The organism is Telluribacter humicola, from assembly GCF_017355935.1.
GTDB classification, from domain to species: Bacteria; Bacteroidota; Bacteroidia; order Cytophagales; family Spirosomataceae; genus Telluribacter; species Telluribacter humicola.
Genome location: NZ_JAFIQT010000001.1, coordinates 1,392,035 through 1,407,245 on the forward strand (window position 1 = coordinate 1,392,035; position 15,211 = coordinate 1,407,245).

At 51.1% G+C, this 15,211-nt stretch carries 10 protein-coding genes; 4 read left to right on the forward strand and 6 right to left on the reverse strand.

Going from position 1 to position 15,211, the window contains the following annotated elements:
- A complete protein-coding gene (locus JUB14_RS06050; RefSeq protein ID WP_207504974.1) occupies positions 1-1,113 on the forward strand; it encodes an acyloxyacyl hydrolase in 1,113 nt (370 codons plus the stop codon).
- A gap of 37 nt (positions 1,114-1,150) precedes the next feature.
- Here JUB14_RS06050 and ileS read toward each other — a convergent pair whose 3' ends face one another.
- From ileS to JUB14_RS06065, 3 genes are all read right to left on the reverse strand, one after another.
- The gene (gene ileS / locus JUB14_RS06055; RefSeq protein WP_207504975.1) at positions 1,151-4,630 is read right to left on the reverse strand and encodes an isoleucine--tRNA ligase; all 3,480 of its coding nucleotides are present in this window, start codon (positions 4,628-4,630) and stop codon (positions 1,151-1,153) included.
- A 198-nt stretch (positions 4,631-4,828) separates the two neighbouring features.
- Positions 4,829-5,647, reverse strand: coding sequence for a glycoside hydrolase family 16 protein (locus JUB14_RS06060; RefSeq protein ID WP_207504976.1), 819 nt, complete (start codon positions 5,645-5,647; stop codon positions 4,829-4,831).
- A gap of 11 nt (positions 5,648-5,658) precedes the next feature.
- A complete protein-coding gene (locus JUB14_RS06065) occupies positions 5,659-7,437 on the reverse strand; it encodes an arylsulfatase (RefSeq protein WP_229367553.1) in 1,779 nt (592 codons plus the stop codon).
- Positions 7,438-7,516: 79 nt separating this feature from the next.
- Between JUB14_RS06065 and JUB14_RS06070 the strand changes: the two genes are divergently transcribed.
- A complete protein-coding gene (locus JUB14_RS06070; RefSeq protein WP_310586110.1) occupies positions 7,517-8,539 on the forward strand; it encodes a bile acid:sodium symporter family protein in 1,023 nt (340 codons plus the stop codon).
- A gap of 49 nt (positions 8,540-8,588) precedes the next feature.
- Positions 8,589-9,212 (forward strand): DUF4230 domain-containing protein, encoded by a 624-nt coding sequence (locus JUB14_RS06075; RefSeq protein WP_207504977.1) that lies wholly within the window; start codon positions 8,589-8,591, stop codon positions 9,210-9,212.
- Between the two features lie 6 nt (positions 9,213-9,218).
- On the opposite strand, the gene eutC is transcribed toward JUB14_RS06075, so the two are convergent.
- Together eutC and JUB14_RS06085 are read right to left on the reverse strand one after the other, a co-directional pair.
- Positions 9,219-9,980: an ethanolamine ammonia-lyase subunit EutC gene (eutC, locus tag JUB14_RS06080; protein WP_207504978.1), complete on the reverse strand. Its 762-nt coding sequence runs from the start codon at positions 9,978-9,980 to the stop codon at positions 9,219-9,221.
- A gap of 28 nt (positions 9,981-10,008) precedes the next feature.
- The gene (locus JUB14_RS06085; RefSeq protein WP_207504979.1) at positions 10,009-11,379 is read right to left on the reverse strand and encodes an ethanolamine ammonia-lyase subunit EutB; all 1,371 of its coding nucleotides are present in this window, start codon (positions 11,377-11,379) and stop codon (positions 10,009-10,011) included.
- Positions 11,380-11,516: 137 nt separating this feature from the next.
- Here JUB14_RS06085 and JUB14_RS06090 point away from each other — a divergent pair, with 137 nt between their 5' ends.
- The gene (locus JUB14_RS06090) at positions 11,517-12,038 is read left to right on the forward strand and encodes a phosphoribosyltransferase family protein (RefSeq protein WP_207504980.1); all 522 of its coding nucleotides are present in this window, start codon (positions 11,517-11,519) and stop codon (positions 12,036-12,038) included.
- Positions 12,039-12,050: 12 nt separating this feature from the next.
- Here the strand turns inward: JUB14_RS06090 and JUB14_RS06095 are convergent, their stop codons facing one another.
- On the reverse strand, positions 12,051-15,011 hold the full coding sequence (locus JUB14_RS06095; RefSeq protein WP_207504981.1) for a DEAD/DEAH box helicase: 2,961 nt from the start codon (positions 15,009-15,011) through the stop codon (positions 12,051-12,053).
- Positions 15,012-15,211 lie beyond the last annotated feature (200 nt).

A 15,211-nucleotide genomic window follows, 5' to 3' on the forward strand; every position in this document is an offset into this window, starting at 1 on the left:
ATGAAGAAATGGTTGCTGTTCTCTCTTTTTCTGATAGGTACTCTGGGGCCTTCTGTGGGGCAGGATGAGGCGGATACCACTTCAATAGCGCCCGTTGAAAATATTAGCACCCTTACTCTCTGGGGCCACTACGGCTCTATATTCGCTCATTCAGTAGAGGTACATAATACGGCTGGCTCCCATCCTGCCGGTGTACATCTGGACTGGGGAAAGCAGTGGTACGGAGCCGGTAGCTGGATGCGGTACGGATGTCTGCCCCGCACGGGCGTGACGCTGGCCTACTACGATTATGATAATGCCGTGCTGGGACGTAGCCTTACCGCCGCCTACTATCTGGAACCTACTTTTCCGCTTTCCTCCCGGGTACTACTGGGAGTGCGGGGGGCAGCTGGGCTTTCGTGGCTCTCCAATCCCTACCATCCCGAGCGCAATCCTACTAATATGTCATATAGTACCGCGCTCAGCGCTTACTTATCACTGGGAGTAAGTACCTATTATCGAATTAATCAGCAGTGGGCCCTAGCACTCACGGGCGACTATCAGCACGTATCCAACGGTGGTTTTAGACAGCCAAATAAGGGGATCAACTGGCCTACGGTTGGCCTGGGGGTAGATTACGCAATCAGACCTGTTGTGCTAAAACGACCTGCCAATTTGAATAGGCAGCAGAATTGGAGAGCAAGCGAATCCCTTAATGACTTGTATGTATTCGGAGGTGTTCAAAATGTAGCAGCAGGTGAATCACAGCAATATCCTCTGATAGGGGGAGGTATTACCATTCGCAAGCAAATCGGAAGAACCAACACCATTACAGCGGGAGTAGAAGCTTACAAGGATTATGCGCTTAAAGAAAAGCTGGCGCGGGACACGCTGACACATCTGAGTTCCCTACGGGCAGGAGGGCTACTGGGCCACGAGTTTCTGTTGGGGAAGGTAACATTCAGTCAGCAACTGGGAATATATCTGTTCAGGCAGGCGCCTTACTATCCGTTGCTGTACCATCGCTGGGGGTTGCTTTACCAGCTCAATCGCTCGTACTCGGCAGGAGTCAATCTGAAAGTACATGGCCACGTGGCTAACTTCTGGGACCTGCGGCTGGTAAGGCATTGGTGAAGCCAGCCCGTGAGCCAGCTTCACCAATACATCTATTTTATACTACGTCTACTTTTACTTTCAGCAGGAACTCGTCCATTTCTATCTCTACCGCTTCACCGTTCAGGTCGTTGGTCAGGTCCAGTCCGGTGGCCTGTACTTCCTGACAGATGTACTGCTTATTGGTAGTGATGGCGTCGGCCAGTAGCTCGTCGTTATTCAGCAAGAGGATCTGTATCTTATCCGTTACCTCAAATCCTTTGTCCTTACGCAGGTTCTGGATCCGGTTCACGAAGTCACGGGCGATACCTTCACGGCGCAGCTCGTCGGTAATGGTCACGTCCAGCGCTACGGTCAGTCCGCCTTCGCTGGCTACCAGCCAGCCCGGTACGTCCTCCGCAATGATCTCCACGTCTGAGAGTTGAATAGTGACCGCTTCTTCCTTTACGGTAAGAGCTATAGTACCCGCTTTTTCAATTTGCTTGATGTCGGCTTCGCCCATGGCCTGGATAGCCGCGGCTACATCCTTCATCTTAGGACCAAAGTGAGGACCCAGCGCCTTGAAGTTAGGCTTGATCTTCTTCTTGAGAATGCCGCTGTCGTCATCAATGAACTCAACGGTCTTGATATTCACCTCCGACAGAATGATCGGCGCTACGGCTTCGATCTGGCGGCGCGTCTTCTCGCTTAGTACCGGTATAAGTACCTTCGAAAGCGGCTGACGTACCTTGATGGACTTGCCTCCGGCAGTAGTGTTGCCCTTGCGAAGCGCGTGTACCAGCGAGCTGATATTCTGCGCGAGCTGCATCGACTCTTCCAGATCCGGATCGATCAGCGCTTCCTGAACCTCAAACCATTTGGTCAGGTGTATAGAGGCCTGGTCGTAAGCGCTACCGTTTGCGGCACCTTCGCGTAGCGAATCCGTAAGATTCTTGTACAGCCATTCTCCAAAGAAAGGCGCAATGGGCGACATCAGCTGCGCTACCGTTAGCAGACATTGCTGCAGGGTTTCATAAGCGGCACGTTTGTCTTCCGAGAGTTCTCCTTTCCAGAAACGCCGACGGTTCAGACGTACGTACCAGTTAGAGAGCTGGTCACTAACGAAGTCCTGTACCAGACGGCCCGCCTTCGTAGGGTTATAGTCGTCAAGCTGCTCAGCTACTTCCTTAATGAGTGTATTCAGCTTGGACAGGATCCAGCGGTCCAGCTCGGGAAGCTTCTCGTGAGGTACCCGGTTAGCTGGGTCAAACTGGTAACCGTCCAGGTTGGCGTACAGCGCAAAGAAGTTATAGGTATTGAAGAGCGTACCAAAGAACTTACGCTGGGCTTCTACGACGCCGTCGAGGTTGAAGCGCAGGTTGTCCCAGGGCTCCGCGTTGGTGATCATGTACCAGCGGGTAGCGTCCGGACCGTACTTAGCCAGCGTCTCGAACGGATCTACCGCGTTACCCAGGCGCTTAGACATCTTGTTACCATTCTTATCCAGTACCAGTCCGGTCGATACTACGTTCTTGAACGCTACGGAGTCAAACAACATACCGGCTATGGCATGGAGCGTAAAGAACCAGCCACGGGTCTGATCTACCCCTTCGGATATGAAGTCGGCTGGGTAGCTACCATTGAATGTATTCTCGTTTTCGAACGGGTAGTGCCACTGCGCGTAAGGCATCGCACCCGAGTCAAACCACACGTCGATCAGGTCCGGCTCGCGGAACATGACATTACCCTGTGACGATACAAAATAGATACGGTCGACGTAGGGACGGTGCAGGTCAAAGTCTCCTGCATCCAGCTTGGTCAGGTACTCTTCGTTGGCTGCGGTCTGCTCATCCGTTAGCTTACCGGAGGCATTCGCCTTACTGATCAGACCTTTCAATTCTTCTACAGAGCCCACACATACCTCTTCACCATCCTCACTGCGCCAGATTGGGAGTGGCGTACCCCAGTAGCGGCTACGGCTCAAGTTCCAGTCTACCAGGTTTTCGAGCCAGTTGCCAAAGCGACCGGTACCGGTCGACTCAGGTTTCCAGTTGATGGTCTTGTTCAGCTCTACCAACCGGTCCTTTACAGCCGTAGTACGGATAAACCAGCTATCGAGGGGATAGTACAGTACAGGTTTATCTGTACGCCAGGAGTGTGGATACGTATGCTCGTATTTCTCAACCCTGAAAGCTTTGTTTTCTTCTTTCAGGATGATGGAGATAATGACATCCGTAGTTTTATAATCCGGATGACTTTCATCTTCATTGGTATAGTTCTTCACATAAAAGTCATCGGGGCCCAACGGTTTATGTGTTTTGATCGTATACTTCTCAACACCTTCCAGCAACTTCACCCCAATTTCGTGGATAAATTTACCTCTCCTATCAACCGTTGGAACCTCACCGACCAATTCATCTTTAATAGTCAAAGCAGGAATACCATGTTGTTTAGCCACTCTGAAGTCATCTGCCCCAAACGTAGGAGACAAATGCACAATACCCGTTCCGTCTTCGGTAGTCACGAAGTCTCCTGCAATTACCTGAAAAGCTTTATCTACATCATAGTAGGGTTGCAGGTAGGGCATCAATTGCTCATACCGGACGCCCAATAGTTGGCTGCCCGCGAATTCCTGAACAACTTCATACGGAATTGCTTTGTCACCCGGTTTATAATCAGCTAGCTGGAGGTCTCTGTTTTTTTCTGAGAAATACTTTCCTACCAGCTGTTTTGCCATAACCACACTTAAAGGCTTGTGGGTATAGGGATTGAACGTATTTATCTGCACATAGCTCAGCTTTTCCCCAACGGCCAGCGCTGTGTTAGAGGGCAACGTCCAGGGAGTGGTAGTCCAGGCCAGAATAAAAACATCACCTGTTGGATGGGAGAAAAGGAATTCTGATCCTGAATCTTTGATTACTTTGAACTGCGCTACTATGGATGTATCCTTTACTTCTTTATAACAGCCGGGCTGGTTCAATTCATGAGAGCTCAGTCCTGTACCATCTGAAGGAGAATACGGCTGAATCGTATAGCCCTTGTAGAGCAAGCCTTTATCGTACAGCTTTTTTAGCAGGTTCCAGAGGCTTTCTATGTAGCCGTTCTCGTAGGTGATGTACGGGTCGTCCAGGTCTACCCAGTACCCCATTTTTTCGGTAAGGCTATTCCACTGGTCTGTAAATTTCATAACGGTTTCGCGGCAGCGGGCGTTGTAGTCCTCTACCGAGATGGTTTTGCCAATATCATCTTTGGTAATACCCAGTTCTTTCTCTACCTGTAGCTCTACCGGCAGACCATGAGTGTCCCATCCCCCCTTACGCTTTACCTGAAAGCCTTGGAGAGTCTTATAACGACAGAAAATATCCTTGATCGAGCGGGCCATTACGTGGTGAATACCCGGCGTACCGTTGGCCGACGGCGGGCCTTCATAGAAGGTAAAGGAAGGTGCTCCCTCACGTACTTTTATGGAAGCCTCAAAAATCTGGTTCTTCTTCCAGAAGTCCAGTACCTCATCAGCGAGCTGCGCGTAATTGAGGTTTTTATACTCTTTGTATTTCACGGTAGTATAGATAAACGGCTTGCGGTAGCAATGCCAATAGTATAGTTCATCCGTTCCATCACTAGATGGTCCTTCTATAACACTAGCAGTCCTAGATTAATTTTAAGACCGCAAATTTAGGGATTTTTTGAGGAATAGGCGTGCCTGGCCCGCATGATTATGGGGCTGATGTGCAGTGAGGTGTGCAAAAAGCGGGAGTTATTTTTTCTGGTATACTCGTACGTAGTCTACCTCATAGCGCGACGGAAATTGGGTCGCTGACGGATCGCCGCCGTTCATACCCCCGATCGCCAGGTTGAGGAGGAGGTAGTGGGGCTGCCGGAACGGATTCTTTCGTTCCTGGTCCCCGTTATAGGTTTCTTCCAGATCTACCTCGTTCAGCAGCTGATCATCTACGTACAGCTTGATGCTCTTTTCGTCCCAGTCCATGCGCCACACGTGGAATTTCTTCGACCACTCCGGATCATTAAACTCTGTCAGAGGCTTTTTCAGATCATCCCACTTCGCCTTATAGCGCTGGTCGGTACCCCAGGCAAAATTGGCCAGGAGCATACCGCGGTAGTACTCCATGATGTCGATCTCGCCGTTGCTGGGCCACTCGCCCTGTACCCCCAGCGTCCAGAAGGCTGGCCACAGACCAGGACGAGCGTCTATACGACCCCGCATCTCGAAGCGGCCGTACTGCCACTCGTGCAGACCGCGTGTCTGCAGGCTGGCGGCGGTGTAGTCAATAGTAGGGCGGCTTTCCTTCCAGTTGGTGCTGTTGGGCTTGTAGTTCGGGTTAGGCTTTTGTTCTCGCTTGCCCTCAATGATCAGCATGCCGTTGCGGCAGTAGGCGTTTTCGGGCTGGTACCATTGCAGTTCCTGATTCCGGACAAAGCCCTGTTCAAACTTCCAGTTCTTTGGATCAGGACGGCCGTCGGTATTAAATTCATCCGCCCATACCAGCGTCCACTGAGCCCGGACCGAGTGGGAGAAAAGCAGTAGCAGGAACAGGTTAAGCGTAATGTTCTTCATAGGTACTTTGTTTATTTTTTTGTAGAGGGTACTAATACCAGGGATTTCAACTCGGCGACCTGCTGCGACGCTACGCGGGGAGCCATCAGTGCGATTCGGCTTTTTCCCTGCGGCAGGGATAGACGCCCTAGTCTGAGAAGTCCCCACTCCTTTTCATATACTTCTTTCCGCACGAGGCGGTCCGGACTAGGGGTCAGGGGCGGATCAATGGCCTGGGTGATTTTTTGCTGAATAACATGCTCGCCAGTATGTACCTGTACCAGTGACCCGGTTTGTTCAACGGGAACTGAATAGCGCAGATACACCTCGTAAGTAGTTGGGGCCTTGCTTTCCAGCGTCCACCAGATGGTGTCAGCGGGGGAGGTCCAATTGATGAGCCAGTCGTGAGCCCAGCCGTGCCCTTCCTTGTACTTCAAATTCCCAGTAAAGTCAGCCTCGTGAGCAGCGAGTTCAACCTTTTTCTGCGCATAGCCGACCGGTACCGGCCGGGCTGCCAGCGTGAGGGATTGGGTTGCCTCTGTGAACCAACGCTGGTAGGCTTCTGACAGTTGGGTAGTCAAGGCAGGATTTTCGGCAGCGATGTTATACTTTTGGGCAGGATCGGCCACCATATCGTAGAGTTCCGGTGCCGTACCTTTCCAGATCCAGCGGTACCGACTCGTACGTACGGCTCCCGGTTGCGGGCGCAGTGTTTTATCCAGATGTGCCACGTGGGTGAACAGAGGGCGGTCAGTTAAAATAGCCTCCTGAACAGCAAGTAGCTGTTTAGCCAGGCTTCTGCCGTCGAGGCGTAGTTGCTCAATATGCTGCAGCGAACACAATTCTGCTAATGTGGGGAGCAAATCTATATGCGCCGCCAGTGACTGGATGGTTTTTGGGATTATTTTTCCAGGCCACTTTATAAAAAAAGGTACTCTTACTCCACCTTCGTCCACGTGGCCTTTTATTCCTTTCATGTTGCCATTGTACCGGACGCCGTTTGGACCATTGTCCGTCGCGAAAATAACAATCGTATTCTCTTCCAGTCCTTCCTGTTTCAGCTTATCCAACAGCCTGCGCACATTATCGTCCACGTTTTCTACCATGCCATAGACAGCAGCCACTTCGTCACCCAGGCTCCGCTTTTTGTATTTATTAAAATAAGCATCGGGTACCTGGTGTGGACTATGTGGGGCATTGTAGGGTACGTAGCAGAAGAAGGGACGGTCTTTATTCTTGTCAATAAATTGCAGGGCCGCGTCGGTCAGTACATCGGTAATGTACCCTTTGGTCCGGACCATTCTGCCATTATGTTCCAGTTCAGTATCAAAGTAGTTGGTCCAGTGGCCGGCGCAGAAGCCAAAGAAATCGTCGAATCCCTGGCCATTGGGATGGTTAGGGTAATGCTCGCCGTTGTGCCACTTGCCGTAGCAGCCGGTGGTGTACCCGTTTTGCCTGAAAAGTTCGGCCAGGGTAGTCTCTTCGGCATTCATCACTTCCAGCCCCCTCGATACGGATACTGTACCCGTCCGGAGGTGGTAGCGGCCGGTCAGGAGGCTGGCCCGCGTGGGGGCGCAGAGCGGACTCACGTAAAACCGGTCAAACTGAGCTCCCTGCCGGGCCAGGCTATCGAGGGCGGGGGTTTCCAGATGAGGGTTCCCGTGCAGGCTCAGATCACCCCAACCCTGGTCGTCGGTTAGGATGAAGAGTACATTGGGCCGCGAATTTTCCTGAAGGACTGGAGGTACCTGCATGAACCCGATGAAGAGAAGACCACCCAACAAAAGGATCAGTATAGGAAATAGTTTCATTATAATAGTTAAATAGCCGTTTTTTGTAGCAGTCAAAAAAATGAAATAAAGCAGAGCTATACTCTGATTAACAAAAAGGGTGAAAGATACAGATTCTAACAGGTGGCAACGCATACGAAATACCGCCAGGCGATTCGGACTGGATGATTTTCTGCTGGCTCTGATCGGAGTAGTCATTCTGGCGTACCTCTGGCCGTACCCGGGTACGGACGAAAGCCCGGTGCCGCTGGCCGAAATTGCCAACTATGGTGTATCAGTGATTTTCTTCTTCTATGGCCTTCGCCTGAGTCCGCAGAAGCTGCGGGCGGGACTTACCAACTGGCGTCTGCACATCGTAGTACACGTAGCTACTTTTATACTTTTTCCCCTGCTGGCGCTGGGTATACGTCCCTTTTTTGCGGGGGAAGAGTACCACATGCTCTGGCTGGCTATTTTCTTTCTGGCGGCCTTGCCCTCAACGGTGTCCTCTTCGGTGGTCATGGTTTCCATGGCGGGAGGTAACATACCGGGGGCTATATTTAATGCGAGTATTTCCAGCTTGCTGGGAGTATTCATCACACCACTCTGGATGGGGCTCGTGCTGGAAACCGGACCGGGTGAATTTGAACTGACAGAGGTCGTGATCAAGCTGGTCCTGCAGGTACTCCTGCCGGTGGTACTGGGGGTACTGTTGTATGGTCGTTGGGGCGCTTTTGCCGAACGAAATAAGACTACTTTGAAGTACATAGATCAGTTTATTATCCTGCTCATCGTCTATACCTCCTTCTGCGAATCCTTTGCCAATAATCTTTTCAGTCAGTTTAGTGGTGTGGCTATGATTTGTCTAACTCTAGGGATGATGGGGTTATTCTTCCTGATTTACTACCTTCTGATGGTACTGTGCCGGTTGCTGGGCTTTAACCGGGAGGATCAGATCACGGCCGTATTTTGTGGTTCGAAGAAGTCGCTTGTGCAGGGAGCGGTGATGTCCAAAGTACTATTCGCGGGAGCGGCCAGTGCAGGTATTATCCTGTTACCGATCATGATCTACCATGCGTTTCAGCTGTTGGTGGTGAGTATCATTGCCCAGCGGCTGGCCCGGCAGAATGAGGTCCGGGTATAGTTTTAGGGGATTATGTTCGTTATAGTAAGTACACATACACTCTGTCTATATGCGGTTCATTCAGTCACTTTTCAGGTTTGTCATATTTATCCTCATCATAGCCGGTTCCATAGCTCTGTGGAGTAAGTTTGGTAGCACAGATCTATGGCCGAATTGGATGGGCGGGGAAGACCGTACCGAAACCATGCATATGGTGGTACTGCAGGAGATAACGTCGATGGGGAAGCTGGAGCTGGTCAAGTATAATTTTAAAGATATTGTAGAGCAGGAGAAGAAAAATACGTTTCTTCCCAATGCCAAGGCGGTACTGATCGTACAGGGGGAGGCTATTGGCTGCGTAGATCTGACTAAACTGAGGCTGGCCGATGTAATCAATGAGGAGGATACGCTGGTGGTAACCTTACCCGAGCCGGAGCTGTGTGTATTTAAGATTGACCATGAGCGCTCACGGGTATATAATACGGAGTACGCTTTTACGGAAGAGGCTCAACTGGTCCAGGATGGCTACAAACAGGCCGAGCAACAGATCAGACAGTCGGCGCTGGAAATGGGGATTCTGGAGCAAACGGAAGAGAATGCCCGCAAAATGTTAACCCCTATTCTCGAGAAGATATCCGGCCGGAAAGTGTTTGTCAAGTTTCCGATGCGGGGCCGGCGGGAGCGACTGCGGTAGCCCTTGCTACTCTGTCAGGAGCGGATCATCGTTCATTTCATCTTTCAGACCCACGCCACTGAGCCGGTGCTGTTTCATCTCTGTTAGCAGGTAGTACAGTTTCTGGGCGGCAGCCTTGTAGTTCAAGCCTTCCGGTCGAATATTGGACACGCAGTTCCGGCTTTCATCGGTCAGGCCGGGGCGGGGGGCGTAGGTCAGGTAAGCTCCCAGGCTATCGGGAGAGGAGAGGCCGGGTCGCTCACCAATCAACATAAGTACCATCTCCGCTTGTAGCAAGTACCCTATCTCATCGGCAATGGCCACGCGCCCCTGCTCCACTAAGCACACCGGCGCCAGTGTCCAATTTTCTTCTTTTGTAACAGCTACCAGTTGCTTCACTACTTCCACCGCATGTGTATTAACAGCCGTGGCCGATAAGCCATCCGCTATTACAATGGCCAGTGTACAGGGCGAAGCCTGATAATCCTCAAGTACCTTCTTCGACTCTTCACTCAGTTGCCGTCCCAGATCGGGGCGAAGCAGGTACTCGTGTCGGTCTGTTACCCGGCTGGTTAGGAGGAGTGTCGGCAGGTTCAAGTCTTCTAGTTGCTGAGCCAACCCTTCCTTATTGAAATGAGCATAAATGGCGTCACGGGCCCGGGCATGGTCGAGGTTAAACTCCAGTAAAGCACGGGTGGGTAGGCTATGGCCGGAGCGGCCCAGCGCCAGCCGGGCGGGTGTATACTGTCGCAGAAACTGCCAGTCGTCGGGATGGATCAGGTCATTCATGGATAGTCAGGGTAAGAAATTACAACATCTACAAAAGCTCCAGCAGTCGTCGGTTCGCTGAGGGTATGGGTTTCAATCCTTCGTCAAATAAGCCCATCTTCAGCAGCCAGGCCTCAAACTCCGGTGCGGGCCGCAGGCCCAGCAGGTCCCGGAGGTACAGCGCATCGTGGAAGGAGGTACTCTGGTAGTGCAGCATCACATCGTCGGCTCCCGGCACGCCCATGATATAGTTAGTTCCCGCGGCTCCCATCAAGGTCAGTAGGATATCCATATCATCCTGATCAGCTTCGGCGTGATTGGTATAGCAGATATCAATCCCCATGGGCAGCCCTAGCAGCTTACCGCAGAAATGGTCTTCCAGTCCCGCCCGGATGATTTGTTTGCCGTCGTAAAGGTACTCTGGACCTATAAAGCCTACTACCGTATTAACCAGTAGAGGAGCGTAAGCACGTGCTACGGCATAGGCCCGGGCCTCGCAGGTTTGCTGATCCAGTCCGTGGTGCGCGTTGGCCGACAGGGCTGATCCTTGTCCAGTCTCGAAGTACATGACATTGGTACCTACGGTACCTCTGTTGAGCAAAAGAGCCGCTTCCTGCGCCTCCCGGAGCAGAGCCAGATTTACCCCAAAAGAAGTGTTGACCGCCTCGGTACCCCCAATCGACTGGAAAACCAGATCTACCGGCGCTCCCTGTCGGATTACCTGCAGAGCAGTAGTGACGTGGCAGAGGACACAACTCTGGGTAGGTATGTCAAAGCGTTGCCGGATGGTGTCCAGCATGTCGAGCAGGCGGGCGACAGTCGCGACATTGTCCGTCGCAGGATTGATACCTATCACCGCATCTCCATTTCCATAGAATAGTCCATCAATGACCGTAGCCGCTATACCCTTATAGTGGTCAGAGGGGTGGTTGGGTTGGAGGCGGGTAGATAGGCGGCCTTTCAGGCCGATAGTATTCCGAAACCGGGTCACTACCTCACACTTGGCCGCTACCGTGATGAGGTCCTGTACACGCATGATTTTGCTGACGGCGGCTACCATCTCAGGAGTTAGGCCCGCCGCCAGGTGCTGCAGGGTGGAGGTAGTAGTATGTTCCGAAAGCAGGAATTCCCGTAGTTCTCCCACGGTTAGGTGGCGTATGGGCTCAAAAGCGGCCTGATCGTGGGAGTCGACAATTAGTCGGGTCACCTCGTCCTGTTCGTAAGGAATGAGGTGCTCGGTCAGGAAGGTCTGGAGGGGCAGGTCGGCCAGTACCATCTGGGCCGCTACCCGTTCCTGGTAGCTTTGGGCGGCTACGCCGGCCAACTGGTCACCCGATCGTAGGGGCGTGGCCTTGGCCATCACCGACTTTAGATCTTTGAAGTCATACGTAAATCCGCGAACGGTATGCCGGTAAGCCATGGGTAGATCAGCTAGGATGTTTGGGAGCCGGTATGTATATTTAATAAAGGCTCTTTGCTAAAATAGCCAATGAATCGTTATAAAAGCTATAAATTTGTCCAAAAGTCGCAGTAGATTGCAAATGAAAGTTTAGACCTATGCCTGTATCAACCCCTACCTCCCGTCATCAGATTCTTACCTCCGAACAGACCCGGCAGAAAATCCGTCGTATTGCCTACGAAGTGTACGAACAGAACTTCGAAGAGCAGGGTATCATTGTAGCAGGAGTGACGGGCGAAGGCTACCAATTTGCCCGGCGGCTGGTGGAGGAATTACAGGCTATTTCTCCCCTAAATGTACAGTTGGTAGGGCTAAACTTTGATAAAGAGGTACCGCATCAGAGTTCGGTGGAGTTTAATGGCGATGCCATTACACTGGAAAATCAGGTCATTATTGTAGCCGACGATGTACTTAATACCGGTCGTACACTGGCTTTTGCGTTGCAGCCTTTTCTGAAGGTACGCATCAAGAAGCTACAGGTGGCTGTTATCATAGACCGTAGCCACCACCGTTTTCCTGTTTCGGCGGACTACGTGGGGTACTCGCTCAGTACTACCATCAACGAACACGTTGAAGTCATACTGAGCGATACAGATAATGAAGGTGTTTATCTGAAATAAGTTACTGCTCCTTTAATCCAGCAGAGCCATTACATCTTCACGGGTGAGGGATTTGATAAATCCATCCTCATTAGAGATTAATTCATCCGCCAGCTGGCGCTTGGATCTTTGCAGCGCCAGTATTTTTTCTTCTACCGAATTCTTGGTAATAAACTTATAGGTAAATACCGTACGGTCCTGCCCGATGCGGTGGGCACGGTCAACAGCCTGTGCCTCAATGGCCGGATTCCACCACGGATCCAGAATGAAAACGTAGTCGGCGGCGGTGAGGTTAAGACCAAGACCACCGGCTTTAAGTGATATCAGGAATACCTTGATAGACTCATCGTTCTGGAATTCCTCCACCTGCGTCTGTCTGTCTTTGGTAGACCCATCTAGGTAGGCGTATGATATATGCTTGCGGTCGAGGTACTTCCTGAACAGATCCAGGTGCTTAACAAACTGGCTGAATACCAGGATCTTGTGATTTTCTCCGATGGCTGTTTCCAGCTTATGTAGTACATCCTCAAACTTGCCCGAATTGCTTTCGTACGTCTCGTCCACCATTTGTGGGTGGTTAGCCAACTGGCGTAGCTTGGTCAGGCCCTGCAGTACCATCATCTGAGAGCGGGCCATACCGTCCTTATCAATACTTTGCAGGATGAGGTTACGGTAATACGACTTAGCTTCTTCGTACTTTTTCTCCTGTTCCTCAGTCATCTCACAGTAGTGCGTACTTTCCACCTTTTCGGGTAGGTCCGTAGCTACCTGTGATTTGTGCCGGCGCAGGATAAATGGCTTGATCAGGTTATAGAGCCGCTGGGTCTTCTCTTCATCGTTCCGCTTTTCGATAGGTACCTGGTATTCATTCCGGAAGAAGGTCTGACTGCCCAGCAGGCCGGGATTGGCAAAGGTCATTTGCGACCACAGGTCCATGGTACTGTTCTCGAGCGGAGTACCCGTCAGGATGAGACGGTAGGCCGAGTTGAGCTGCATGACCGCCTTGGTAATGTGTGACGAAGGATTCTTGATCGCCTGCGATTCGTCGAGGATCACGTAGTTAAACCGGAATTGTTTCAGCAGATCCACGTCCAGCCGTACAATCCCGTACGAAGTCAGGATCAAGTCGTAATCCTTGAACTGCTCGGTATTTTTATCCCGGTAGGTACCTGTGTACATAAATATCCGGAGGTCAGGTGTAAAGCGCTGCGCTTCCAAGGCCCAGTTGTAGAGCAGTGAAGTAGGCATCACCAGCAGGGTAGGCTCCTGTATACCAGCTTCCTTCTGCGATTGTAATAGCGCCAGCGTCTGAACGGTCTTACCCAGACCCATGTCATCGGCCAGGCAGCCCCCAAAGCGGTACTGGTTGAGGAAACGGAGCCAGTCGTACCCTGCTTTCTGGTAGGGGCGTAGCGTACCCTTAAATTCGGTAGGTTGCTCGTACTGCTCTATCTCTTCAAAGTTGCGCAGACTTTCGAGACGGCGGCTGATAATAGTAGCGGCCAGGCTCTCTTTCTGTAGCTCCTGCACCAGCATCAGGTGGTGCTTGCGCAGCATCAGTCCCTCTGACTCGGTGTTGTTCTCTACAAACGAAAATAACTCGGAGTACTTGGTAAACCACCACTCCGGTATAACGGCTATTTCCCCATTGGGCAGTGCAAACTCCCGCTTCCGGTTCAGGATGTACTGACGGAGTTTGATAAACGGAATCTCAAAATCACCAAAGCGCACGCGGGCATAGATATCAAACCAGTCGCGCCCCTCGGTAATGGAAACATCCAGTGAAGAGTAGCCCAGGAAATAGCGCTTGGTGTCGGTAGTACTCTGCCGGATGGTAATGCCCTGCTCGGCCAGCATGATAGCATGGCTTTGCAGCCAGCCAAACGCCTGGGACTTAGGCATGACGTGCCGGCCATTGCGCAGGTCCAGTCCCAGCTCTTTCAGTTGGTTAATGCGCTGCCGCTCCGTGATCAGATCGCGACGTACTTTATGAAATATGTAGTCTTCGCCTTTCTTTTCAAGCTCTACGTTGGAGGCATTGGCAAAGCTGTCAAACCGGAAGGAAAACGAGCCGTACTGAAAAGAAAGATCAAAAACTACCTCTCCCTCTTCGTCGGTACTTTCATCCGGGCCGGAGTCATCGTTCCCAAAAAGAGCCGGTACGGGGGTACTCGCTTTGCTGGAGTACATTTCTGACAGGGTAAGCAGGGGTAGGGGGGACAGGGTTTCGTTCCTGATTTCAAATTTATGTTCTCCCTCGGCTACTACGTCGTATGAGGCAATGAGCGCCGTCACAAATTTGCGGAAGTACTGATCTTCCACTTTGCGGGGCACAAATATGGACTTCTTGGTCATGAACGGCTTCAGCTTTTTGCCATCAACATTCTCGGCAAAATGATACAACCCCTCATCCACTACCAGCCAGGCCGGCTCGTCGCAGATGATCATTCCACCCTTGTTCTGAAACTCTATCCTTTTTCCATCGTACTTAATAGTGGGGTAGTATAGAGTATTAAATTCGGTCCGTTCAAAATGGAAACGTACACTGGCTTCTCTGGGCATCCATTCAATCCGTTTCCAGGTGGGGTTCCCGTCACTACCCATGATGAATATCTCCTTACCGGCCAGTTTGGAAAGAATTTGGGCTTTCATGGTCTCCAGGTAGCCAGCAATAGTCTCCTGTATCAGTTTATCCCCTTTCTGAGCATCATATACTTTCAGAAAGAAATCAACGGGTGATAACTTGCGGCTATTGAACTTCTTCAGAATGACATCCTGCTGAATATCATCAATTAGTCGTACGAGTTCAAAATCCTTCTTATCAAGGCCCGAAGCAAATTCATTGACGTTTTTAGAAGATATATTCTGGATTTGCAGGGTCAGATCTCCCCGCGCATCGAGCTGGACAACAAAAGACTCGAAGAGGTAACCCAGAAACTCATGCTCCAGGAGCGAATAAATGATACGAAAGGGGGCGGCGGTGGAAACCTTCATACAGGAAACAAGATATTAGGAAGCAGCCGCTTTTCAAGACGTTGCTACTGAGTTAAAAACAAATTGGATAACGTAGCCGAAAGAGCTGTTCCTGAGGGTTTTGCTTTGATTTTACAAAAAGCGGAATCAAATATACGAGGATGCCATTCAAAAACAAATAAAAAGACCTTCCGGAAGAAGGCCTTTTAGTGAGTGGCTAT

Coding starts and splice junctions, on each gene's coding strand:
- JUB14_RS06085 (WP_207504979.1), bottom strand. CDS start 11,379: ATGGCTTACCGGCATACCGTTCGCGGATTTACGTATGACTTCAAAGAT.
- JUB14_RS06090 (WP_207504980.1), top strand. CDS start 11,517: ATGCCTGTATCAACCCCTACCTCCCGTCATCAGATTCTTACCTCCGAA.
- JUB14_RS06065 (WP_229367553.1), bottom strand. CDS start 7,437: ATGAAACTATTTCCTATACTGATCCTTTTGTTGGGTGGTCTTCTCTTC.
- eutC (WP_207504978.1), bottom strand. CDS start 9,980: ATGAATGACCTGATCCATCCCGACGACTGGCAGTTTCTGCGACAGTAT.
- JUB14_RS06060 (WP_207504976.1), bottom strand. CDS start 5,647: ATGAAGAACATTACGCTTAACCTGTTCCTGCTACTGCTTTTCTCCCAC.
- JUB14_RS06095 (WP_207504981.1), bottom strand. CDS start 15,011: ATGAAGGTTTCCACCGCCGCCCCCTTTCGTATCATTTATTCGCTCCTG.
- JUB14_RS06050 (WP_207504974.1), top strand. CDS start 1: ATGAAGAAATGGTTGCTGTTCTCTCTTTTTCTGATAGGTACTCTGGGG.
- JUB14_RS06075 (WP_207504977.1), top strand. CDS start 8,589: ATGCGGTTCATTCAGTCACTTTTCAGGTTTGTCATATTTATCCTCATC.